This window comes from Nocardia canadensis (assembly GCF_032656385.1).
Lineage (GTDB): Bacteria > Actinomycetota > Actinomycetes > Mycobacteriales > Mycobacteriaceae > Nocardia > Nocardia canadensis.
Genome location: NZ_JAVCWB010000008.1, coordinates 1,595,669 through 1,617,301, shown reverse-complemented (window position 1 = coordinate 1,617,301; position 21,633 = coordinate 1,595,669). Strand labels below are relative to the sequence as shown.

Annotated in this window: 25 protein-coding genes; 16 read left to right on the top strand and 9 right to left on the bottom strand. The window is 70.0% G+C overall.

Features of this window, described 5'->3' with window-relative positions; all coding sequences use genetic code 11:
- Positions 1 to 5 precede the first annotated feature (5 nt).
- Entirely contained in the window at positions 6 to 140 is a 135-nt protein-coding gene (locus tag Q7X29_RS21375) for a hypothetical protein (protein WP_255587688.1), read from the top strand.
- Entirely contained in the window at positions 140 to 1,267 is a 1,128-nt protein-coding gene (locus Q7X29_RS21370) for a YeiH family protein (protein WP_316575180.1), read from the top strand. Before Q7X29_RS21375 ends, Q7X29_RS21370 begins: the two co-directional genes overlap by 1 nt.
- Before the next feature lie 49 nt (positions 1,268 to 1,316).
- On the opposite strand, the gene Q7X29_RS21365 is transcribed toward Q7X29_RS21370, so the two are convergent.
- Entirely contained in the window at positions 1,317 to 2,216 is a 900-nt protein-coding gene (locus Q7X29_RS21365) for a RecB family exonuclease (RefSeq protein ID WP_316575179.1), read from the bottom strand.
- A gap of 120 nt (positions 2,217 to 2,336) precedes the next feature.
- On the opposite strand from Q7X29_RS21365, the gene Q7X29_RS21360 reads away from it, so the two are divergent.
- Positions 2,337 to 3,170, top strand: a complete 834-nt coding sequence (locus tag Q7X29_RS21360; RefSeq protein WP_218718340.1) for a tRNA (adenine-N1)-methyltransferase — start codon at positions 2,337 to 2,339, stop codon at positions 3,168 to 3,170.
- A gap of 112 nt (positions 3,171 to 3,282) precedes the next feature.
- Positions 3,283 to 3,792, top strand: a complete 510-nt coding sequence (locus Q7X29_RS21355) for a DUF4442 domain-containing protein (protein WP_316575178.1) — start codon at positions 3,283 to 3,285, stop codon at positions 3,790 to 3,792.
- Between the two features lie 97 nt (positions 3,793 to 3,889).
- On the opposite strand, the gene Q7X29_RS21350 is transcribed toward Q7X29_RS21355, so the two are convergent.
- Complete coding sequence (locus Q7X29_RS21350; protein ID WP_218718338.1) at positions 3,890 to 4,414, bottom strand: hypothetical protein; 525 nt, start codon at positions 4,412 to 4,414, stop codon at positions 3,890 to 3,892.
- Between the two features lie 201 nt (positions 4,415 to 4,615).
- Here Q7X29_RS21350 and arc point away from each other — a divergent pair, with 201 nt between their 5' ends.
- Positions 4,616 to 6,376 (top strand): proteasome ATPase, encoded by a 1,761-nt coding sequence (gene arc, locus Q7X29_RS21345; RefSeq protein ID WP_218718337.1) that lies wholly within the window; start codon positions 4,616 to 4,618, stop codon positions 6,374 to 6,376.
- Between the two features lie 307 nt (positions 6,377 to 6,683).
- On the opposite strand, the gene Q7X29_RS21340 is transcribed toward arc, so the two are convergent.
- The 3 genes from Q7X29_RS21340 to Q7X29_RS21330 all read right to left on the bottom strand — a co-directional run bounded on the left by Q7X29_RS21340 (position 6,684) and on the right by Q7X29_RS21330 (position 10,258).
- Entirely contained in the window at positions 6,684 to 7,376 is a 693-nt protein-coding gene (locus Q7X29_RS21340; RefSeq protein ID WP_316575177.1) for a peptidylprolyl isomerase, read from the bottom strand.
- A 104-nt stretch (positions 7,377 to 7,480) separates the two neighbouring features.
- Complete coding sequence (locus Q7X29_RS21335; protein ID WP_316575176.1) at positions 7,481 to 8,599, bottom strand: class I SAM-dependent methyltransferase; 1,119 nt, start codon at positions 8,597 to 8,599, stop codon at positions 7,481 to 7,483.
- Between the two features lie 261 nt (positions 8,600 to 8,860).
- Entirely contained in the window at positions 8,861 to 10,258 is a 1,398-nt protein-coding gene (locus Q7X29_RS21330) for an aminotransferase class I/II-fold pyridoxal phosphate-dependent enzyme (RefSeq protein ID WP_316575175.1), read from the bottom strand.
- 122 nt (positions 10,259 to 10,380) lie between these two features.
- On the opposite strand from Q7X29_RS21330, the gene Q7X29_RS21325 reads away from it, so the two are divergent.
- From Q7X29_RS21325 to Q7X29_RS21290, 8 genes are read left to right on the top strand one after another with little or no spacing between them, the layout of a single operon-like run.
- Positions 10,381 to 11,220, top strand: a complete 840-nt coding sequence (locus Q7X29_RS21325) for a nitrilase-related carbon-nitrogen hydrolase (protein WP_218718333.1) — start codon at positions 10,381 to 10,383, stop codon at positions 11,218 to 11,220.
- The gene (gene hydA, locus Q7X29_RS21320; protein ID WP_255587686.1) at positions 11,220 to 12,638 is read left to right on the top strand and encodes a dihydropyrimidinase; all 1,419 of its coding nucleotides are present in this window, start codon (positions 11,220 to 11,222) and stop codon (positions 12,636 to 12,638) included. The genes Q7X29_RS21325 and hydA overlap by 1 nt, the downstream gene beginning before the upstream one ends.
- A 27-nt stretch (positions 12,639 to 12,665) precedes the next feature.
- Entirely contained in the window at positions 12,666 to 13,703 is a 1,038-nt protein-coding gene (locus tag Q7X29_RS21315; protein ID WP_316575174.1) for a TIGR03842 family LLM class F420-dependent oxidoreductase, read from the top strand.
- Entirely contained in the window at positions 13,700 to 13,837 is a 138-nt protein-coding gene (locus Q7X29_RS21310) for a hypothetical protein (RefSeq protein WP_218718330.1), read from the top strand. Before Q7X29_RS21315 ends, Q7X29_RS21310 begins: the two co-directional genes overlap by 4 nt.
- The gene (locus Q7X29_RS21305) at positions 13,834 to 14,775 is read left to right on the top strand and encodes an ABC transporter permease (RefSeq protein ID WP_316575173.1); all 942 of its coding nucleotides are present in this window, start codon (positions 13,834 to 13,836) and stop codon (positions 14,773 to 14,775) included. The genes Q7X29_RS21310 and Q7X29_RS21305 overlap by 4 nt, the downstream gene beginning before the upstream one ends.
- Positions 14,776 to 14,801: 26 nt before the next feature.
- The gene (locus Q7X29_RS21300; protein WP_316575172.1) at positions 14,802 to 15,623 is read left to right on the top strand and encodes an ABC transporter ATP-binding protein; all 822 of its coding nucleotides are present in this window, start codon (positions 14,802 to 14,804) and stop codon (positions 15,621 to 15,623) included.
- The gene (locus Q7X29_RS21295; RefSeq protein WP_316575171.1) at positions 15,620 to 16,384 is read left to right on the top strand and encodes an ABC transporter permease; all 765 of its coding nucleotides are present in this window, start codon (positions 15,620 to 15,622) and stop codon (positions 16,382 to 16,384) included. Before Q7X29_RS21300 ends, Q7X29_RS21295 begins: the two co-directional genes overlap by 4 nt.
- Before the next feature lie 13 nt (positions 16,385 to 16,397).
- Complete coding sequence (locus tag Q7X29_RS21290; RefSeq protein WP_316575170.1) at positions 16,398 to 17,540, top strand: ABC transporter substrate-binding protein; 1,143 nt, start codon at positions 16,398 to 16,400, stop codon at positions 17,538 to 17,540.
- A gap of 57 nt (positions 17,541 to 17,597) precedes the next feature.
- On the opposite strand, the gene Q7X29_RS21285 is transcribed toward Q7X29_RS21290, so the two are convergent.
- Complete coding sequence (locus Q7X29_RS21285; RefSeq protein WP_316575169.1) at positions 17,598 to 18,101, bottom strand: nitroreductase/quinone reductase family protein; 504 nt, start codon at positions 18,099 to 18,101, stop codon at positions 17,598 to 17,600.
- A gap of 68 nt (positions 18,102 to 18,169) precedes the next feature.
- Here Q7X29_RS21285 and Q7X29_RS21280 point away from each other — a divergent pair, with 68 nt between their 5' ends.
- Both Q7X29_RS21280 and Q7X29_RS21275 read left to right on the top strand, forming a co-directional pair.
- Complete coding sequence (locus tag Q7X29_RS21280; protein WP_218718325.1) at positions 18,170 to 18,526, top strand: arsenate reductase family protein; 357 nt, start codon at positions 18,170 to 18,172, stop codon at positions 18,524 to 18,526.
- Positions 18,527 to 18,693: 167 nt separating this feature from the next.
- Complete coding sequence (locus tag Q7X29_RS21275; RefSeq protein WP_218718324.1) at positions 18,694 to 19,002, top strand: hypothetical protein; 309 nt, start codon at positions 18,694 to 18,696, stop codon at positions 19,000 to 19,002.
- Here Q7X29_RS21275 and Q7X29_RS21270 read toward each other — a convergent pair.
- The 3 genes from Q7X29_RS21270 to Q7X29_RS21260 all read right to left on the bottom strand — a co-directional run bounded on the left by Q7X29_RS21270 (position 18,996) and on the right by Q7X29_RS21260 (position 20,819).
- Complete coding sequence (locus tag Q7X29_RS21270) at positions 18,996 to 19,523, bottom strand: NUDIX hydrolase (protein ID WP_218718323.1); 528 nt, start codon at positions 19,521 to 19,523, stop codon at positions 18,996 to 18,998. The genes Q7X29_RS21275 and Q7X29_RS21270 overlap by 7 nt on opposite strands.
- A gap of 19 nt (positions 19,524 to 19,542) precedes the next feature.
- Positions 19,543 to 20,424, bottom strand: coding sequence for a membrane protein insertase YidC (gene yidC / locus Q7X29_RS21265; protein ID WP_316575168.1), 882 nt, complete (start codon positions 20,422 to 20,424; stop codon positions 19,543 to 19,545).
- A 95-nt stretch (positions 20,425 to 20,519) separates the two neighbouring features.
- Complete coding sequence (locus Q7X29_RS21260) at positions 20,520 to 20,819, bottom strand: DUF6412 domain-containing protein (protein ID WP_316575167.1); 300 nt, start codon at positions 20,817 to 20,819, stop codon at positions 20,520 to 20,522.
- 82 nt (positions 20,820 to 20,901) lie between these two features.
- On the opposite strand from Q7X29_RS21260, the gene Q7X29_RS21255 reads away from it, so the two are divergent.
- Positions 20,902 to 21,633: a TetR/AcrR family transcriptional regulator gene (locus Q7X29_RS21255; protein ID WP_316575166.1), complete on the top strand. Its 732-nt coding sequence runs from the start codon at positions 20,902 to 20,904 to the stop codon at positions 21,631 to 21,633.

The window sequence follows — 21,633 nt, the reverse complement described above, 5'->3', positions numbered from 1 at the left end:
TCACCGTGTCCCAGACACAGCCCGAGCCGCGGCCGGGTAGCGCATTCACGTGGAACGAGGACTGGCTGGCCACGGTCGTCGGTCTCGCGCTGATCGCCCTCGTCCTGGTCGGGGCGATTCCGGACTGGCTGGTGCCGTGATGAGCGAGTCCGAGACCACGACGGAAACCGCTGCGCTGCAAGCCAATCCACGGCCGACCGCCACCGATGTCGTCGCCGGGATCCTGCTCGTGCTCGCCCTCGGCGCGCTGACCCGGTTCTTCGACACCCAGGCGCCGCGGTGGGCGGCGGAGACGCCGTTCCGGCGGATCGCCAAGTCGGTCGAATACCCCGTGTACGCGATCGCGATCGGCCTGATCGGCAATGTCGTGCTGAGCAGACTGGGTCTGCGGGAGCGACTCTCGGCCGGTTTCCGGACCGAGTTCTTCATCAAGACCGGGGTGGTGCTGCTCGGCGCGTCGATCAATCTGAAGATCCTGGTGACGGCGGCCGGGCCGTCGATCATCCAGGCGCTGGCGCTGATCACCATCGTCTTCGGTTTCACCTGGTGGTTCGGCGGCAAGCTGGGACTCGACGACAAGCTGCGGGCGCTGCTGTCCTCGGCGGTGTCGATCTGCGGGGTGAGCGCGGCGATCGCGGCGGCGGGCGCGGTGCAGGCGCGGCGCGAGCAGATCGCCTACGCGGCCTCGCTGGTGATCATCTTCGCGCTGCCCTCGATCTTCCTGCTGCCCTGGCTGGCCGACACGTTCGGCCTGTCCGACGCGGTGGCGGGCGCCTGGATCGGCGGCAACATCGACACCACCGCGGCGGTGGCCGCGGCGGGCGTGCTCGCCGGCGAAGACGCGCTCGAGATCGCCACGATCGTCAAGACCACGCAGAACGCGCTGATCGGGCTCGTGGCCATCGCGCTGACCGCCTGGTTCGCCTTCCGGGTGGACCGCACGCCGGGCGCGGCCAGACCCAGCCTCGGCGAATTCTGGTCCCGATTCCCGAAGTTCGTGCTCGGATTCCTCGCCGCCTCGATCATCGGCACCCTGTACCTGCAGTCGGTCGACAAGAAGACCGGGGCGGCGCACATCGCGATCATCAACGACCTGCGCACCTGGTTCCTGATCCTGGCCTTCGTCTCGATCGGCCTGGAGTTCTCGCTGCGCGGGCTGCGGAAGGCGGGCTGGCGGCCGATCGCGGTCTTCGGGTCGGCGGTCGTGGTGAATCTGTTTGTCGGCCTAGGGCTTTCGGTGCTGCTGTTCCGCGACTTCACCGTGTGAGGGTCGCGCGGTCGTCGCCGCGGGGGCGGCGGCCGCGCCACCGGCCGGCTCAGACGTCTTCGGCGGGCCGCGCCTCCGGCAGCCCCAGGTCCACCGGCGCCTGCTGCGGCCAGCCCGGATACGGCGGCGGGGTGCCACCGAACTCCGGGCACAGGTGCTGGAAATCGCAGAACCGGCACATCGTGTTGCGGTTGGGCGGGAAATCACCCGTGCGGCCCGCCTCCAGGATCGCCTGCCACAGCGCCGTCAGGATCCGTTCGAAGCGTTCCAGCTCGTCGCGGTCGGGGGAGTAGGTGAGCAGCACCTTGTCGGCCAGGTAGATCAGCCGCAGCTGGGCGGGCACGATATCGCGGGTGCGCAGGATCATCAGCGCGTAGAACTTGAGCTGGAACAGCGCACGCGCCTCGTGCATCGGGCCGGGGGCGCGGCCGGTCTTGTAGTCGACCACCCGCAGCAGGCCGTTCGCGGCGACATCGATGCGGTCGACGAACCCGCGCAACGGGATGTCGCCGGCCAGCTCGACCTCCACCCGCTCCTCGCGCGCGTGTGCCTCGAACCGGGTCGGATCCTCGAGCTCGTAGTAGCTCTCGACGAGCCCGCGCACCTCGTCGAACAGTGCCTCGGGACCGCCCTCGGCGACCAGCTCGTCGATCCCGGCCCGATCGGCGCGCACCCGATCCCACGCTCCGGGCACCAACTCCGCCGCCCTGGCCGGGTGTCGCTCGGCGGCGGGCAGCCCGAACAGATCCTCGAGCACGGCGTGGACCACCGTGCCCCGCACCGCGGCTCGCGTCGGCGGCTCCGGCACCCGATCGATCGCCCGCAACCGGTACTTGAGCGGACACTGCTTGAAATCGCTTGCCCGCGAAGGTGACAGCGCCGGTCGCGACCGCGGGGCCGGACCGTCGGCGGTGTCGTCGGCAAGGGACGCGGACACGGGCACTGACATGGTTCGCAGAGTATCGGCACCCACCGACACGCGTGCCGCACCTCACCTCCGCCTCACCCCGTTCCGGCGACGGCACCCCGACCTGGCAGGCTGAGAGGTCCACTCGAAGAACGGAGATACATGACGGCCAGACGGACCGGTCCATTCGCCATCGGGGACCGGGTGCAGCTGACCGATGCCAAGGGGCGCCTCTACACGGTGGTGCTGGAGGAAGGGAAGGAATTCCACACCCACCGCGGCGGCATCAAGCACGACGACCTCATCGGCACCGACGAGGGCACCGTCGTGAAGTCCACCAACGGCACCCCCTACCTGGCGTTGCGCCCCCTGCTCGTCGACTACGTGCTGTCGATGCCGCGGGGCGCGGCCGTCATCTACCCGAAGGACGCGGCGCAGATCGTCCACGAGGGCGATGTGTTCCCCGGTGCCCGGGTGCTCGAGGCGGGCGCCGGTTCCGGCGCGCTGACCTGTTCGCTGCTGCGCGCGGTCGGCCCCGAGGGCGAGGTGATCTCCTACGAGATCCGCGACGACCACGCCGAGCACGCCATCCGCAATGTCGAGACGTTCTTCGGCGAGCGCCCGGCCAACTGGTCGCTGACCGTCGCCGATGTCGCCCAGTACGAGGGCGAGCAGGTCGACCGGGTCGTCCTGGACATGCTCGCCCCCTGGGACGCGCTGCCCGCGGTGTCCAAGGCGCTGGTCCCCGGCGGTGTGCTGATCGTCTACGTGGCGACGGTGACCCAGCTGTCGAAGGTCGTCGAAGCGCTGCGCGAGCAGGAGTGCTGGACCGAACCCCGCTCGTGGGAGTCGATGGTGCGCGGCTGGCACGTCGTCGGCCTGGCCGTGCGGCCCGAACACCGCATGCAGGGCCACACCGCCTTCCTGGTGAGCGCGCGTCGCCTCGCCGAGGGAACGGTCACCCCCAAGCCGCAGCGTCGGCCGTCGAAGGGCTGATACCCGGACCCGTGGCGGCTCGCGCGGCGCGCCACTAAGGTGCGATGCGGGAGCCGCTCGCGGTCGAGCGGCGTGGATCGCGACCCGGCGGGTCACGCTCGGAGGGGGCAGCATGCCGGAAACCGAATCGTCCGCGACGAAGGATCCGTCCGCCGGGATGCTGTATCCCGGCGACTCCCCGCGCCTGTATCGCGCGGTGTTCAACGTCTTCCCGCCATACCTGTTCGGCGGGGTTCGGGTGAAACACATCGCCGCCGATTGGACCTCGGTCAGCGTCGCCTACCGGGTGCGTCCGTGGAACCGCAACAGCCCGAACCGGGCCGCGTTCGGCGGCACCCTGTACTCGATGACCGACCCGTTCTTCGCGATCATGGCCTACGGCCAGCTCGGGCGCGGCTACCGGATCTGGAACATCACCGGTTCCATCGAATTCCTCCGGCCGGGGCGGGGCACCGTCACCGCCACGATGGGCCTGTCGCGCGAGCAGGTCGCCGGCATCCGCGCGGCGACCGCGGCGGGTGCGAAGTCGATCACCGAACACAGTGCCGAGATCGTCGACGCGAGCGGCGCCCTGGTCGCTCGCGCGGCCCAGCAACTCTACGTCCGGCGGCTGCCGGAGTGACCGTGGGGAACCGGCCGCCGCGGGTTCCCTGTGCCGTGCACAGCGTGCGAACGGCCCGGGCTGGACCCCGCGGGGCCGGCCGGGGCCGCAGCGGGCGTCAGGCGGGCGTGCAGGGGGCCTGCGCGAAGCCCAGCAGGAGGCAGCCGCTGGCGTCGGAGAGCTTCCAGGTGCCGTCGACCTGCTCCCAGGTGACCGGGAAGGCCGGCGCCGTGCCGTGCGGCGAGGTGATGGTGACATCGGCGGTCGCGGTGTTGCCGCTGGTCACGACGTTGTCGACGGCGAAGGTGAGGGTGTAGCCGGCGAGCATGCCGTTCATCTGGTCGATGTTGGACTTGCGCGCGTCACCGTTGACGATGAGCTCGGCCTTCTCGTCGGTGGACAGCGCCGGGTCCGAGAACTTGATCAGCGTCGCCTTCAGGGAATCGGCGGTGGGGGCGGCGGCGTTGTCACCGGACGGAGTTGCCGAAATGCTGGACGGAGCGGCCGCGATACTGGTACTGCTGCTGGTGGCCTTCGTCGAGGAATCGTCGGAGCCGCCGCAACCGGTCAGTCCGACGGTAACGGCGAGCGCCGCAGCGGCGGTAGCGACGGTGACACGGATCGTGCGGGTAGGAAGGAGCATGCTCGGCAACCTTTCGGCTCGATGGGCGAGTGCTCTCGCCTGCTGCCCCGGATCGGGGTGTTAGGGGAGCCTAACACGCGTAATTCGGCGGCCGATGTCGTACCTGCCGTACAAGATGTGATCACGACGAAACCATGTCGGAAAGCGAGAACGGACCGCGCCCGGTAGCGTTGAAAGACCGGGACTGGGAGGAGCAGCATCATGAGCCCCAACGAGAATTCGGATTCGGCGGCCTGGCGAGAGCTCGAGGCGGTACGCGCCGAGGCGGCTGCTCTTCGCAGACAACTCGCCGACTCGCCGGATCGCGCACGCGAATTGGAAGCACGGATCGATTCGCTGACCATCCGCAACGGCAAGTTGATGGACACGCTCAAGGAAGCGCGCCAGCAGCTGATCGCCCTGCGTGAGGAAGTCGATCGCCTGGGTCAGCCGCCCAGCGGCTACGGCATCGTCATCCACACCTACGAGGATCAGACGGTCGACGTCTTCACCTCCGGTCGCAAGATGCGCCTCACCTGCTCGCCCAACATCGACGTCGCGACGCTCGAGTACGGCCAGACCGTGCGCCTCAACGAAGCGCTCACGGTCGTGGAGGCCGGGAACTTCGACGCCATCGGCGAAATCGGCACGCTGCGCGAGATTCTCGACGACGGCAGGCGGGCCCTGGTGGTCGGTCACGCCGACGAGGAGCGCGTGGTCTGGCTGTCCGGGCCGCTGTCCAAGATCGCCGAGTACGACGACATCGACGACCCCGACTCCCCGATTCGCAAACTGCGGCCCGGTGATTCGCTGCTGGTCGACACCAAGGCGGGCTTCGCCTTCGAGCGGGTGCCCAAGGCCGAGGTCGAAGACCTTGTGCTGGAAGAGGTTCCCGACGTCGACTACACCGACATCGGCGGCCTCGGCAGGCAGATCGAGCAGATCCGGGACGCGGTGGAACTGCCGTTCCTGCACAAGGATCTGTTCCGGGAGTACGCGCTGCGTCCGCCCAAGGGCGTGCTGCTCTACGGTCCACCCGGCTGCGGTAAGACGCTGATCGCCAAGGCCGTCGCCAACTCGCTGGCCAAGAAGATCGCCGAAGCCCGTGGTGAGGACGCCAAGGAGGCCAAGTCCTTCTTCCTCAACATCAAGGGCCCCGAGCTGCTCAACAAGTTCGTCGGTGAGACCGAGCGCCACATCCGGATCATCTTCCAGCGGGCCCGCGAGAAGGCCTCCGAGGGCACCCCGGTGATCGTGTTCTTCGACGAGATGGACTCGATCTTCCGGACCCGTGGTTCGGGTGTCTCCTCCGATGTGGAGACCACCGTGGTGCCGCAGCTGCTCTCGGAGATCGACGGTGTCGAGGGTCTCGAGAACGTCATCGTGATCGGCGCGTCCAACCGCGAGGACATGATCGACCCCGCGATCCTGCGGCCCGGCCGCCTGGACGTCAAGATCAAGATCGAGCGGCCGGACGCGGAATCGGCGCAGGACATCTTCTCCAAGTACCTCACCGAGACGCTGCCGCTGCACGAGAGCGATCTTCGCGAGTTCGACGGCGACAAGGCCGCGTGCGTGGACGCGATGATCGAGAAGGTCGTCGAGCGGATGTACGCCGAGAGCGACGACAACCGGTTCCTGGAGGTCACCTACGCCAACGGTGACAAGGAAGTCCTGTACTTCAAGGACTTCAACTCCGGCGCGATGATCCAGAACATCGTCGACCGGGCGAAGAAGTACGCGATCAAGTCCGTGCTCGACACCGGGAATCCGGGTCTGCGGATACAGCACCTCTTCGACTCGATCGTCGACGAGTTCGCCGAGAACGAGGACCTGCCCAACACGACCAACCCGGACGACTGGGCTCGGATCTCGGGCAAGAAGGGCGAGCGGATCGTCTACATCCGCACGCTGGTCACCGGCAAGAACGCCTCGGCGAGCCGGGCGATCGACACCGAGTCCAATACGGGTCAGTACCTGTAAGCCCTACGACGGAAGGCCGCGTTCCCCCGGGGACGCGGCCTTCTCGCGTACCGGGAATGTGTGAGTTTTTTTCCCGAAAACGCCACGCGACACAGAGTGGATAGGGCACGCTTCACATGTTCGTCGCACCTGATGAGGACCCGTAAACGAGGAGTGTTGTCATGGCCGGTTCCGCCGCTGATCTGCTGACCGAGATCATCCTGCAGACCATTCAGAACCTGTTCAGCTCGATCAGCGCCGGCTGATCACCAGCCGTCCGACGAGGGCCGCGTCTCCCACTCCCGGAGACGCGGCCCTCGGTCGTTGATCAGGCCTGTGCGGTGGTCACCGCGTTGAACACCACATCGGCCACCGGCGTGCCGTCGGCCCCGCCACCGGCGACACCGGCGTTCGCGATGGTGGTGAGCGCGTCCATGCCCGCGGTGACCCGGCCGAACGGGGTGTAGTTCGGCGGCAGCTGGGTGTCGCGGTAGACCAGGAAGAACTGGCTGCCGTTGGTGCCGGGGCCCGCGTTGGCCATCGCCACGGTGCCCGCGGGGTAGACCGCGCCGGCCAGGTTCTCGTCGCCGAACTTGTAGCCCGGGCCGCCCATGCCGGTCGCGGTGGGATCGCCGCACTGCAGGACGTAGATGCCCTGGGTGGTGAGCCGGTGACAGCGGGTGTGGTCGAAGTAGCCCTCGTTCGCCAGGAACGCGAAGGAGTTCACCGTGCGCGGCGCGGCGGCGGCGTCGAGTTCGATCGACACGACGCCGCAGGTGGTGTCGAGTGTCGCGGTGTAGGACGCGGCGGGGTCGATGGTGAGGGCGGGCTCGGCGGCCCACTGCTTGCCGTTCGGCACCCCGGCGACGGCCGGGGCGCAGCCCGGGACGACCGCCTGGTGGGCGGGGACGGCCTGGGCGGCGGGGGCGATTGCCACCAGCGCCGCGAGGGCGGCGCCGAGGCCGAGCGCGGCCCGCCGGGTGGTGCCGACGATGGAACGGTCCTGCGAATGACTGCTCACCTGGACGGTGTCTCCTCGGAATGGGTGCTGCCGGACGATGTACCGCGCATCCTGCCAGCCGCGGCCGCCGGACGGGGAGGGACCGGCCGAACTCGGTGGCCGGGCTAGCGTGCTCGCAATCGCCACAGCGAGGTGGTCTCCGCGGTGCGGGCCGCGGCCAGCGGATCGTCGCGATCGCTCGCCCGCGGATGCCGCGGCCGGGTGGTCGAGCGGGCCAGCACCTGTAGTCCGGCGTCGTCGAGCAGGCGGGGGAGGTGGCGGGCCGAGCGCAGACCGAGCAGCTCGGCCAGGTCGGACAGCACCAGCCAGCCTTCACCGCGCGGCGTCAGATGCGCGCGCAGACCGTACGCGAAGTCGGTGAGCATCGACTGATCCTGGTCGTAGACACCACGTTCCAGATCGGAGGTCGGGGTGCCGGGTAGCCAGGGCGGATTGCAGACGACGAGATCGGCGCGGCCCTGCGGATACAGCGTGGGACCGGTGACGGTGATCCGGTCGGCGTAGCCGAGCCGGGTGAGATTGTCGGTCGCGCAGCGCACCGCGCGCGGGTTGATGTCGGTGGCGACGATCCGGGAGACGCCGCGCTGGGCGAGCAGCGCGGCGAGCACGCCGGTGCCGGTGCCCAGATCGAAGGCGGTGCGCACCTCGGGATTCAGCGGCGCGTCCGCGACCAGGTCGACGTATTCGCCCCGGGTGGGGGAGAAGACCCCGTAGCCGGGATGGATGCGCGCGCCGAGTGCGGGCACCTCGACCCCCTGCTGGTGCCAGCGATAGGAGCTGAGCACCCCGAGCAGTTCCGAAAAGGTGACGACCCGGCCCGCGGTGGCGGGCCCGTAAGCGGCGGTGCAGGCCGCCCGCACATCGGGGGCGCGGCGCAGGTCGAGGTCGTTGGTGTCGTCGAGCTGGACCAGGACGGCGCCGAGAATGCCCGCGCGGCGGCGCTTCCTGGCCCGCTCGTGGTCGTAGCGCGCGGTCAGGTCACCGGTCGGCGCCACGGTGCGCGCACGGTCGGCGCGACGGGCCAGCGCCTGCAGGAGCTGACGGCCGTTGTGGTAATCGCCCTGCCAGAGCAGGGATTCGCCGGCTTGGATCCGCCGGAACGCCTGATCGGCGGGCAGGCGATCGCCGGCGGTCGCCACGGCGGTCGGCGCGGGTGCGCCGTTCTCGGAATGCCACGGCGCGGTGTGCTGGATGCGGTCTTCGGTCCAAACGATGGTGGACACGGGAGTCTCCCGGTGGTCGATGGTGCTGGTGACACGACGAGCACTTCGACGCCGGGGTGCGAGCGGGTGAAACGGACAGCCTCGATCGCTACCGCGCCGAAATGCGCGGGTCTGCGTCGCCGAGGACCACGCCGAGCGTCACCACTGCTGCCTTTCGAGGGGGAGGAAAGCTCCATTCTGCCGTATCGGCACCGCGCGTGCCCGGCCGGGTCGTGCCCGGACAGGGTGGTCACCGCCGTCGGTGGGTGCGCTCGCGACCGCTCAGGGGCGGCGGATGCGGCGGTAAGTGGGTGTCGCGGTGGTGGCGGTGGCGAGCTCGGCGGCCAGCCAGGGGAGGTCGGTGTCCGGGGTCAGAGCGCCCAGTGTGAGGCGGAGGTGGTCGGCGGGCGGGTGGGGGCCCACCTCGAAGGGGCCACCCGGGGCGGCCTTGATGCCGGCCGCGGCGAGGCTGATCATGGCGGCGTTCTCGTCGTGGACGGGGAGCCAGAGATTGATGCCGTCGCCCGGGGACACGGCGACGCCGTGGGCGGCCAAGGCGCGGCGCAGGGCGGTGGCGCGGCGGCGGTACTCCAGGCGGGCGCGGGCGACGGTGGCGCGGGCGTCCGCGTCGCACAGCATCGTGAGCAGGACGCGCTGGAGCAGCCGGCTGGACCAGCCGGGGCCGAGCATACGGCGCTCGACCACCGGGTCGAGCAGGGCCGCGGGGCCGCCGGCGACGGCCAGACGCAGGTCGGCGCCGTGGGATTTGGAGTACGAGCGGATGTAGACGCCGCGGTCGGGGAAGCGGGCGGCGAGTGAGCGCAGTGGGCTGGTCGCGATGCCCGCGGAATGGTCGTCCTCGATGATCAGGGCCGGGTGTGGCGCCAGCAGCGCGGCGAGCGCGCGGATCCGAGCAGTGTCGAGGGAGGCGCCGGTGGGGTTGTGCGCGCGGGGCTGCAGGATCACCGCGCGGGGTACGGGGCCGGTCAAGGCGCGCGCGAATTCCTCGGGGCGGAAACCGGATTCGTCGAGGCGCACGGGGATCGGCCGGGCACCCAGCCGGGCCAGCAGGTCCAGGAACGGCGGGAAACAGGGGTCCTCGACGATGACCGGATCGCCGAATCGGACATGCGCGGCGAGCAGCCGGTCGACGGCGTCGAGTGCGCCGTCGAGCACGGCCAGCCGCTCGCACGGCCACGGCCAGTCGGCCCGCAGCGTCGCCGCGAGCGCGGGCAGGACCGCTTCGCCGAGATAATGCGCGGACAGATCGCCCGGCGCGGTGTCGCGGGACAGGGCATGCAGGGCGGCGGCCAGATCGGGCAGCAGTGCCGGATCGGGGGTGCCCCGGGACAGGTCGACGCGAAAAGCGTTGTCGGAGGGCGAATGCAGCCGCTGATAGCGCCCGGCGGGCGGGGCGGGCAGCTCCCCGACGAAGGTGCCCGCCCGGCCCCGGGCGACGATCGCGCCGGTGGCCGCCAGCGCCCGCCACGCCTGATTGACGGTGGCGGGGGAGACCCGCAGTTCGCGCGCGACCTCGCGCACGGTCGGCAGCCGGGTGCCGGGAGCGAGTGCGCCGGAACGGATTCGGCGGCCGACGGCGGCCGCGATCCCGGCGGCGCTGCGCTCGTCGAGGTCCCCGGCGAAGTCCGCGGGCAGCACGGTCGGCGAGGCGTCGGTCATGGCCCCATTCTGCGGCCGTAACAGACCCTATCCCCGGTACACCGCCATGTTTTACGACAACGAAACTGTTTCCGCGCAGTTGTAACACAATGCGATCGTCGGAGGGGGCAATATAACAAAGCATGGGAATCGTCAGAGCGGCCCTGGTCCAGACCACCTGGACCGGCGACAAAGAATCCATGATCAAAGCCCACGAGGACTACGCCCGGGAGGCGGCGGCGCAGGGCGCGCAGGTGATCTGCTTCCAGGAGTTGTTCTACGGACCGTATTTCTGCCAGCAGCAGGACCCGAAGTTCTACGACTACGCCGAATCGGTGCCAGGCCCCACGACCGAGCGGTTCGCCGCGCTGGCCGCCGAACTGAACCTGGTGATGGTGCTGCCGGTGTACGAGCAGGAGCAACCGGGCGTGCTCTACAACACCGCGGCGGTGATCGACGCCGACGGCAGCTACCTGGGCAAATACCGCAAACACCACATACCGCAGGTGCACGGCTTCTGGGAGAAGTTCTACTTCCGGCCGGGCAATCTGGGCTGGCCGGTATTCGACACCGCGGTCGGCAAGGTGGGGGTCTACATCTGTTACGACCGCCATTTCCCGGAGGGGTGGCGTGCCCTCGGACTGGCGGGCGCGGAAATCGTGTTCAACCCGTCGGCGACCTCGCGCGGACTGTCGAGTTATCTGTGGAAGCTCGAACAGCCGGCTTCCGCGGTGGCCAACGAGTATTACATCGGCGCGATCAACCGGGTCGGTATCGAAGCCGAATACGGCGACGACGATTTCTACGGCACGAGCTATTTCGTCGACCCCGAGGGGAAATTCGTCGGCGAGGTCGCCTCCGATACCGCACCGGAATTGGTCGTCCGTGACCTGGACATGGACTTGATCAAGGTGGTGCGCGATCGGTGGGCCTTCTATCGAGACCGCCGACCCGACGCCTACGGCGCGCTGGTGGAGCCGTGATGCGCACCTTCATCCACGGCGGAACGGTGGTGAGCGCTACCGGGTCCCAGCCCCTCGACGTGCTGATCGAGGACGAGACGATCGTCGCTGTCCTGCACCCGGGTTCGACCGTGTTCGGGGCCGACCTGGCCGCGTCGGCCGAGACCGTCATCGACGCGACCGGCAAGTACGTGATCCCCGGCGGCGTCGACGGCCACACCCATATGCAGCTGCCGTTCGGCGGCACCGAGGCCAGCGACACCTTCGAGACCGGGACCAGGGCCGCGGCCTGGGGCGGCACCACCACGATCGTCGATTTCGCGGTGCAGAAGCCGGGGCAGCGGGTGCAGGACACCCTGGCCGAGTGGCACGAGAAGGCGGCGGGCAACTGCGCGATCGACTACGGGTTCCATCAGATCGTCGGTGATGTCAACGACGAATCCCTCGAGGGGATGAGCGAACTCGTCGCCGAAGGAGTCACCAGCTTCAAGTTGTTCATGGCCTATCCGGGTGTCTTCTACTCCACCGACGGGCAGATCCTGCGGGCCATGCAGACCGCGGGCGACCTCGGCGCGCTGCTGATGATGCACGCCGAGAACGGCATCGCCATCGACGTGCTGGTGGAGCAGGCGCTGGCCCGCGGCGACACCGCCCCCTACTTCCACGGCACCAGCAGGCCGTGGCAGATGGAGGAGGAGGCGACCCACCGCGCGATCATGCTGGCGCAGCTGACCGGCGCGCCGCTGTACGTGGTGCACGTCTCGGCCAAGCAAGCGATGGAACAGATCGTCACCGCACGCGACGCGGGGCACAACGTCTTCGCCGAAACGTGTCCGCAGTACCTGTACCTCTCGCTCGAAGAACAGCTGGGGGCACCGGGTTTCGAGGGCGCGAAATGGGTGTGCTCGACCCCGCTGCGGTCGCGGGCGGAAGGGCATCAGGACGAGTTGTGGCGCTATCTGCGCACCGGCGACGTCACCGCGGTCAGCACCGATCACTGTCCGTTCTGCATGAAGGACCAGAAGGAGCTCGGGCTCGGCGATTTCAGCAAGATCCCCAACGGCATCGGCGGCGTCGAGCATCGGATGGATCTGCTGTTCCAGGGCGTCAAGGACGGGCGCCTGTCGCTGGAGCGCTGGGTGGAGGTCTGCTGCACCGCGCCGGCCCGGATGTTCGGGATGTATCCGCGCAAGGGTGTCATCAGCCCGGGCGCCGACGCCGACGTGGTGATCTACGACCCGAACGGGCACACCAGCATCGGCCTCGGCAAGACCCACCACATGAACATGGACCACTCCGCCTGGGAGGGCTTCGAGATCGACGGGCACGTCGACACCGTCCTGTCGCGTGGCCGGGTGATCGTCGACGACGGCGCCTATCACGGCCGCGCCGGGCACGGACGTTTCGTGCGGCGCGGGCTGTCGCAGAACCTCCTGTAAGAACCCCTATCGGAAACGGAGAGTGCCATGGACATCGGTGTCGTCCTGCAGTGCACCCCACCCGCGTCGCGGGTGGTCGAGTTGGCCAGACTGGCCGAGACACACGGGTTCTCGCATGTGTGGACGTTCGACTCGCACCTGCTGTGGCAGGAGCCGTACGTGATCTACAGCCAGATCCTCGCGGCCACCCGCAAGGTGATGGTGGGTCCGATGGTCACCAATCCGGCCACCCGGGACCAGACGGTGACCGCGTCGACCTTCGCCACGCTCAACGAGATGTTCGGCAACCGCACCATCTGCGGCATCGGCCGCGGCGACTCGGCGGTGCGCGCGATCGGCGGCAGGCCGACCTCCCTGGCGGCGCTGCGCGAATCGGTGGAGGTGATCCGGGAACTCGGCAACGGGCGCAGCGCCCGGATCGGCGACACCGAGGTGCGGTTCCCGTGGGCGGCCGAATCCCGGCTCGACGTGTGGGTGGCCGGGTACGGGCCCAAGGCGCTCGAGCTCACCGGCCAGGTCGCCGACGGGTTCATTCTGCAACTGGCCGACCCCGACATCGTCGCGTGGACCGTCGCCAAGGTGCGTCGTGCCGCCGAGGCCGCCGGCCGCGACCCGCGTTCGGTGCAGATCTGCGTCGCCGCGCCCGCCTACGTCACCGACGGATCCGCCGCCGCGCTGGCGCACGCCAGGGAGCAGTGCCGCTGGTTCGGCGGAATGGTCGGCAATCATGTGGCCGCCCTCGTCGCGAAATACGGTGCGGACGGCGACATCCCGGCCTCGCTCACCGACTATGTCGCGGGCAGGCACGGCTACGACTACAACGAGCACGGGCGAGCGGGCAATCCGCACGCCGACTTCGTCCCCGACGAGGTCGTCGACCTGTTCTGTCTGCTCGGCCCGCCGGACGAACAGCTCGCCCGCCTCTGGGAACTGGGCAAGCTCGGCGTCGACCAGTTCGCCGTGTACCTGCAACACGATGCGAAGACGGCCACTCTCGAGGCCTACGGCGAGCAGGTGCTGCCTCGCCTGCACCGGCCCGTCACGGCGACCAAGGACGTCGGATGAACGCGGTCGGCATCGCCCTGATCCGGGGCGCGTCTTCGGCCGGGATCGTGGCGGTGGCGCTGTCCTCGGCGCTGACGGCGCAGCGGTACGCGCGCAAGCGGGTGCCGGTGCGGGTGCGGGAGCACCGCGAATGACGATGAGCGCGAACATGATCGATGCCACGGCGGTGCTGCCCGCGGCAGGCCGGGCCACCACGGTGCGGCGCGCGCGGGTGGCGCGCGTCGCCTACGCGGTCGCCGCGTTCGCTTCGGTCGTCGTGATCTGGGAGCTGGTGAAGCTGCTCGTGCCCGCCGACGGCGTCGGCATCGGTGGTGTTCGGGTGCTGCCGCGCACCGGTGACGGCGCCCTGCCGCATGTGTGGGCGGTGGTGACCGTGCTGGGCGAGACGGACGGCACCGGCACCGTCGGCACGACGCTGGTGCGCACCGCCGGCTTCACCCTGATACTGGCCCTGCTCGCGCTGCTGCTGGGCACGGTGGTCGGGATCGGGCTCGCGGTGGCGATGCAGCGGTTCGGCTGGCTCGAACGCGGCATCCTGCCCTATGTCGTGCTCTCGCAGACCGTTCCGCTGATCGCGCTGGCCCCGTTGGTGGCCGCGTGGGGCGGCAGGCTCGCCATCGGCGGCCAACCGTGGCGGCCGTGGATGAGCATCGTGGTGATCGCCGCCTATCTGGCGTTCTTCCCCGTCGCGATCGGCATGCTGCGCGGCCTGCACGCGCCGTCGGCGGCTTCGGTGCAACTGCTGCGCAGTTGCTCGGCCGGGTGGTGGGCGACCCTGACGCGCTTGCGTTTTCCCGCCGCGGTGCCGTCGCTGATGCCGGCCTTGCGATTGGCCGCCGCCGCGTCCGTGATCGGCGCGGTGGTCGCCGAGATCTCCACCGGCACCACGGGTGGGATCGGCCGCCAGATCATCGTGTTCTCCCAGCAGGCCACCGGCGACGCCGCCCGGCTCTACGCGGCGGTGATCGCCGCGGCCCTGCTCGGGGTGGTGCTGACCGGGCTGGTCGGACTCGTCGAGCTGGCCGTGCGCCGCTACAACCATCCGCCGGGCACCGGCGACACCTCCTCGTAGACCTCGCTTTCCAGGAAGAAGTACCCATGACCACCTCAGCCGGCGCCCCGGCGCCACCGGCGGTCGAGCTCACCCACCTCGGCAAGACCTTCGCCGCCGGTGCCGTGACCGCGCTCACCGATGTCTCGCTCACCGTCGCTCCGGGCGAATTCGTCTCGCTCATCGGCCCTTCCGGCTGCGGCAAGTCCACCTTGTTGCGGATCATCGCCGATCTGGAGACACCGAGCGGCGGCACCGTCACCGTGCACGGCAAGTCCGCCCGGCAGGCCAGGATCGACCAGGACTACGGCATCGCCTTCCAGCAGGCGGGGCTGCTCGACTGGCGCACCGTCGCCGCCAACGTCGAACTGCCGCTGGAACTGCACCGGGTGCCCAAGGCGCAGCGCCGGGCCCGCAGTGCCGAACTGCTGGCGATGGCGGGGCTCACCGAGTTCGCCGATCGCTATCCGGCCGAACTGTCCGGGGGCATGCAGCAGCGGGTCGCGATCGCGCGGGCGCTGGCGCGCACCCCGGCGCTGCTGCTGATGGACGAGCCCTTCGGCGCGCTCGACGAGATGACCAGGGAACGGATGCAGGGCGAACTGCTGCGGATCGCGGGCGAGACCGGGGCCGCGGTGGTGTTCGTGACGCACTCGATTCCCGAAGCGGTGTACCTGTCGGATCGGGTGGTGGTGCTGTCGGCGCGACCCGGCCGGATCAGCGACATCGTGCCCACCGGCGGGTGGGGGCGCGACACCGGTGCCGATGTGCGGTCCTCGGCGGAGTTCTTCGCCGCCGTGGCCGCCGTGCGCGCGGCGCTGCGCGGGGAGCCCGCGGAGCATGCCGTGGCCGGACGGGACCTGCCATGAGGACCTGGCTGCCGCCGATCGTGGTGGGTGTCGTCGTGCTGGTGCTGTGGCAGGTGCTCACCGTGGTGGCGGGGGTGCCGTCGTTCCTGCTGCCCGCACCGAGCGCGATCGCCGAACAGTTCGTCGCCAACGCGGGCCGGATCCTGGACGCCGCGCTGGCGACCGGGGCCAACGCGCTGGTCGGGTTCGTGCTCGGGACCGTGCTCGGCATCGCCGCCGCCGTCCTCGCGGTGCGGTTCCGGATCGTCGACGGTCTGCTCACCCCGCTGGCCGCCGCCGCGGCCGCCGTGCCCATCGTGGCGCTCGCGCCGCTGCTGAACACGATGTACTCGACCACGACGGAGACACCGCGTCGCCTCGTCGTCACCATCGTCGTGTTCTTCCCGGTATTCGTCAGCACCGCGCGCGGGCTGCGCGAGGTGCCGAAGGTGCAGGCCGACCTGATGAGCTCCTACGCCGCGACCGGCTGGCAGCTCACCCGCGCCGTGCGGCTGCCCGCCGCGCTGCCGCACCTGTTCACCGGCCTGCGGATCGCCGCGCCCGGCGCGGTCATCGCGGCCGTCGTCGCCGAGTACTTCGGCGGCCTGCAGAACGGGCTGGGGAGCCGGATCACCTCCGCCGCCGCCAATACCGCCTACCCCAAGGCTTGGGCGTACGTCGTGGGCGCGATGGCGGTCGGGCTGGTGTTCCTGCTCGCCGTTCTGCTGCTCGAACAGCTCACCCGCCGGCCCAGAACACCCCTGCTGTCCACCATCCGATGAGGGAGATCCATCCATGAGCACGACCGCACTCCGGCTGCGCCGTTGTCTGGCGCTGGCCGCGCTCGCCGCCGCCGCGCTGACCGGCTGCAGCACCACCGACACCGCTTCGGAGACCACCGCTGACGGTCTCACCAAGGTGAAACTGCAGTTGCAGTGGTTCAAGCAGGGCCAGTTCGCCGGCTATCTGGCCGCCGTCGACCAGGGGTTCTACCGGGAGCAGGGGCTGTCGGTGGAGATCCTCGACGGCGGCACCGACATCGTCCCGCAGACCGTGCTCGCCCAGGGACAGGCCGACTACGCCGTGGCCTGGGTGCCCAAGGCGCTGGCTTCGCGGGAGGCGGGTGCGGGCATCACCGAGATCGCGCAGGTGTTCCAGCGCTCGGGCACCAAGCAGGTCTCGTTCAAGGCCGACAACATCACCGGACCCGCCGCGCTGCGCGGCAAGACCGTCGGAAACTGGGGCTACGGCAACGAGTTCGAGCTCTTCGCGGGGATGACCAAAGCCGGCATCGACCCGGCAGGGGATGTGAAACTGGTCCAGCAGCAGTTCGACATGAACGCCTTCCTCGCCAAGGACATCGCGGCCGCCCAGGCCATGTCCTACAACGAGTACGCCCAGTTGCTCGAGACGAAGAACCCCGCCACCGGAAAGCTCTACACCGCCGACGACTTCAACACCATCGACTGGAACGCCGAAGGCGTGGCGATGCTGCAGGACGCGCTGTGGGCCAACACCGAGAAGCTGAAGGATGCGAAGTACCAGGAGCAGACCGTGAAGTTCCTGGTCGCTTCCCTGAAGGGCTGGGCATTCTGCCGGGACAATCTCGACAAGTGCCGTGACATCACCGTCGCGGCGGGCGCGACGCTGGGCGCCGGGCATCAGCAGTGGCAGATCAACGAGGTGAACAAGTTGATCTGGCCCTCGCCCGCCGGGATCGGCACCGTCGACAAGGCGGCCTGGGATCGCACGGTGACCATCGCCAAGGAGACCAAGAACGCCGAGGGCGCGACGGTGCTGACGAAGGACCCCGGCGCCGACGCCTACACCACCGAGTACGTCACCAGGGCCCTCGATCAACTGCGGGCCGCCGGGATCGACGTCACCGGGACGGGATTCCAGCCCGCGCAGGTGACGCCGACCGAGGGCGGCAAGTAGCCGGACGCGCCGACGGCCCGGCGGAGCGGTTGCGCCGGGCCGTCGCCGTGCGCGCAGTCAGCGCGGAGTGAGTTCGACGACCACGCCGCCCTGCTGCCAGGTCTGGTAGATGTCGGCCTTGGACGGCTCGCCGTCGGCGGTGAAGCCGATGCCGTTGAACTTGGCGTTCTGCTTGTTGTCGCGGGCGATGATCGTGTACAGCTCCAGCACGCCCTGCTCGTCGGAATGCACCGTGGCGGTGAAGGATTCGGGAGCCCGGCCACGGGACAGGCGCACCTCGGCGCCGCCGAGCAGGTTCTTCACCCACGGGCGCAGCGCGGTGCCGATCAGCAGGGTGCCGTCGTGGACGGTGTAGGCGACCGGGACCTCGTAGACCTTGCCGGACTTGCGGCCGGTGACCTGCAAGGTGGCCAGCCGCTTGCCCACGATGCCGGACAGCACCGGCACCTTCAGCAGGGCGCGGACGATCGTGTTGACCCGGCCCTGGGAGGGGCGGATCGGTTCGGGACCGGTGGTTGTCGGTGTGCCGTAGGGGTTTTCGGAGGGCGCGGTATCGGTCATGGCTCCAGTATCGGCCGGTGCGCCCGCGCCCGCAGTCCGCGTCCGCACCCGCCTACTACGCTGCGGGGATGACCGAGATCTGGCACAACCCCCGCTGCACGAAGAGTCGTAACGCCACCGCGCACCTGGACGCCGCCGGAGTCGAGTACACGGTGCGCCGCTACCTCGAGGATCCGCCGACGGTCGCCGAACTGCGTGCGGTGCTGGCCCGGCTCGGCGCGCAGCCGTGGGACATCACGCGCACCGGCGAGCAGATCGCCAAGGACCTCGGCATGGCGGACTGGGGACGCACCGACGCCGATGTCGACCGGTGGCTGACCGCACTCGCCGAGCACCCCAAGCTGATCCAGCGACCCATCGTGCTCACCGCCGATGGCGGCGCGGTGGTGGCCCGCGACGAGGAATCACTGCGCTCCCTCGACTGATCCGGCGATAGCCCACGGATAACTATTCGGGCACGGCCGTAACAGCGAACGCGATTTACCTGATGTAGCTCACATCATCGGGACACGGTGTCCCGAGGCGGATATCGAACCGAACGTGGATCGCCGGCGGGTTCGACAGCGGGAACTCCACGCGGTGGGAGGTTGTCATGAAATCGCTTCGCAAGATCGCTGTAGGAGCCACGGCCGCCGGTCTGATCGGTGCCTCGACCCTGCTCGCCGGACCCGTCCAGGCGCAACCGCCGGGGCACTGCTCGGTGAACCCCATCGCCGGCACCGGCGCCTTCTCCCAGTGCGGCGACCCGGTCTGGCACCAGGTGCGGGTCACCTGCTGGGCGTGGTGGAACTGGTTCAGCAGCTACGAACGGTACGGGCAGCCCGCCTTCGGCGGCTTCCACTCCGAAACTGCCTGTGACCTGCCGTTCAGCATGCAGACCTGGCAGGTGGTCGTCTACTGAGTCAGCAGGTCGCCGAGCAGCAGCCTGGTGTCGGGGACGAAGGGCCACGCCGGATCGTCCAGGTGCGCACGGAGTTCGGCGTCGGTCCACCACCAGCCGTCCGCGATCTCGGACGGCTGGTGGCGGACCGGACCGTCGTAGCGGACCTCGTAGCCGAACAGATGGCAGCGCAGCGGTCTGCCCGCCCAGCTGCCGTCCCAGGACGCGGTGGCGCGCACAGGGAGTGCGGTGCCGGTGGCGATGCCGAGCTCCTCGTGGAGTTCGCGTCGTGCGGTGTCGGCCGGATCCTCGCCCGCGTCGACCACGCCACCGGCCAGACAGTCGTGCAGGCCGGCGAAGACGAGTTTGCTGTCGGTGCGCCGATGGACGTAGATCCGGCGGCCGTCGCCGGAGCGCACCAGCACGCCCGCGCTGGCGTGCCAGAGGCCCTCGCGATAGACGGTGCCCCGCTCGGCCGCGCCGATCACCGCACCGGCGGCGTCGTACACGGCGAGCAGTTCCGACTCCGGGTTCACAGCCACGGCCCGAGAGTAACCCGTCTCAGCGGCGCTGCCGCCTCGGCTTCACCCCCGGTCGCGGCGCCGCCGCCCGGGCCCGCGCGGCCGACCGAGCCGCCACGGCGGCGGCCTCGGCGTCGAGCGTGCGGCGGAAAAGATACTGCTGCCCGCAGGTCCACGCCGCGTTCGTGGCGAAGTAGGTGAGCACGGCGACGGGCAGGATCGCCCCGCTCACCAGCGCGCCCGCCGGGAACACCCACAGCGACAGCCGGCGCAGGATCGCGGCCGTCCCGTCCTGGGCGGGCGGCGTCAGCCGAGCCGTCAGGTGGGTGGCGAGCGCGGTGATCAGCACCAGCGGAATCGCGAGCGCGGCGACCGCGCCGATCAGTTCGCCCGCCCCGGTCAGCGTCGCCGACAGAGGCGCGCCGAACAGCCTCGCGTCCAGGAAGGCGTGGACGTCGGGGACGCCGAACAGGTAGTTCGGGGTCGCGCGATTGACCGCGGGCGAGAGCGGGGAGTCGGTCGAGGCGAACGGGCCGACCGCGGCGGCGCCGGTCCGGTCGAACGAGCGCAGGACATGGAACAGGCCGAGGAACACCAGGGCCTGGGCGATCATCGGAACGAACCCGCCGAACGGGCGGACACCGTGCTCGCGGTGCAGCGCCCGGATCTTCTCGGCCTGAGCGCGCTGGTCGTCGGGGTGCTGGGCGCGAATCTTGTCGAGCTGCGGTTGCAGGGACCGCAGCGTGGCCTGGGACCGGGCCTGCCGCAGCGCCGGGACGATCAGCAGGGCGCGAACGGTGACGACGAGGGCGACCACGGCCAGTAGCCAGGCGAGGCCGTCGGCGGGTCCTAGGGGGAGGGCGAGGAGGCGGTGCCAGCACCAGAGCGCGGCGGACACCGGAAAGTACACGACATCGAGCATGGCGGAACGACCTGTCCGGACAGCGTGCGCGCGAGCGCACGAAAGGGGGGAGTGGGATCACGGCGGCCGACCGGAGGCGCGCACGGCGCTACCGGTCAGTGGTGATCGATCCCCGGTGCTCGCGGGCGTGGACGACCCGCGGCGTCCGGATTGCTCTGTCGCAGAAAGGAACCGCGCAGGCGGCGCTGGGCCGAGCGCGGCGGCCCGGCGGCCGCGACCCGGATCGGCAGCTGCCGGTGGGTGGTGATCGCGACCAGCGCGCACACCATGGCCGCGGCGACCGCGCCGACGGCGAGCATGCGGGCGGCGTCGCCGCCCGGTGTCGTCAGGAGCACGAAGGCGGGCAGCACGCACGCGAGCACCGCGTACGCCAACAGCACTGCCCGGGACCACATGCCGCCGAGCATACCGATCGGCTACCCGTGGTTGGTGGAACGCTGTGTCACGGTCATCGCTGGTCCGGGTATCGTTGGCACTGTGACTGCACCCTCCGCTCAGGACGCGCAGCCCGTCGGTGACGGGCGCGCCACTCGTTGGCACGGCCACAAGGCCCGCCGCCGCGCGGAGATGATCGATGCCGCCATCGAGGTGATCGACGAGCACGGGCTCGAGATCTCGGTGCAGCTGATCGCCGAGCATCTGGGCCTGCCCCGCCCGGTGGTGTACCGCCACGTCGGCGGCCGCGCCGAACTCGACGCGCTCGCTCGCCAGCGCATCCTGGAGCTGCTGCTCGCGGAGCTGCTGCCCGCGCTGGAGCCGGACGGGACGCTCAAGGACGCGGTGCGCGGCGCCATCGGCACCTACCTCGGCTGGATCGAACGCCACCCGAACCTGCACCGCTTCCTCGGTGACGCCGCGCCCGACGGCGTCGGCGCCGCCACCCTGGCCGGTGCCGGGCGCGAGGTGGGCGGGCAGCTGGCCGACATGTTCGCCGCCACCCTGGCCCGCTTCGGGATCGACCCGGCCCGCGCTCGGCCGATGGCCTTCGGCATGGTCGGCCTCGTCGACGGCGTGGTGGCCAGCTGGCGCGCCGATCCGGAACCGGTGCTCTCGACCGAACAGGTGCAGGGCATCCTGACCGAATCGGTGCTGTCGCTGTTCGAGGGCAACGCCCGCAGTCTCGGCGTTCCGCTGCAACGGGATTCGCTGGTGGCCGACCTGCTGGTCGCGCCCGATGCCGCCCCGCCACCGGCGGAGCGGCTGCGCTGA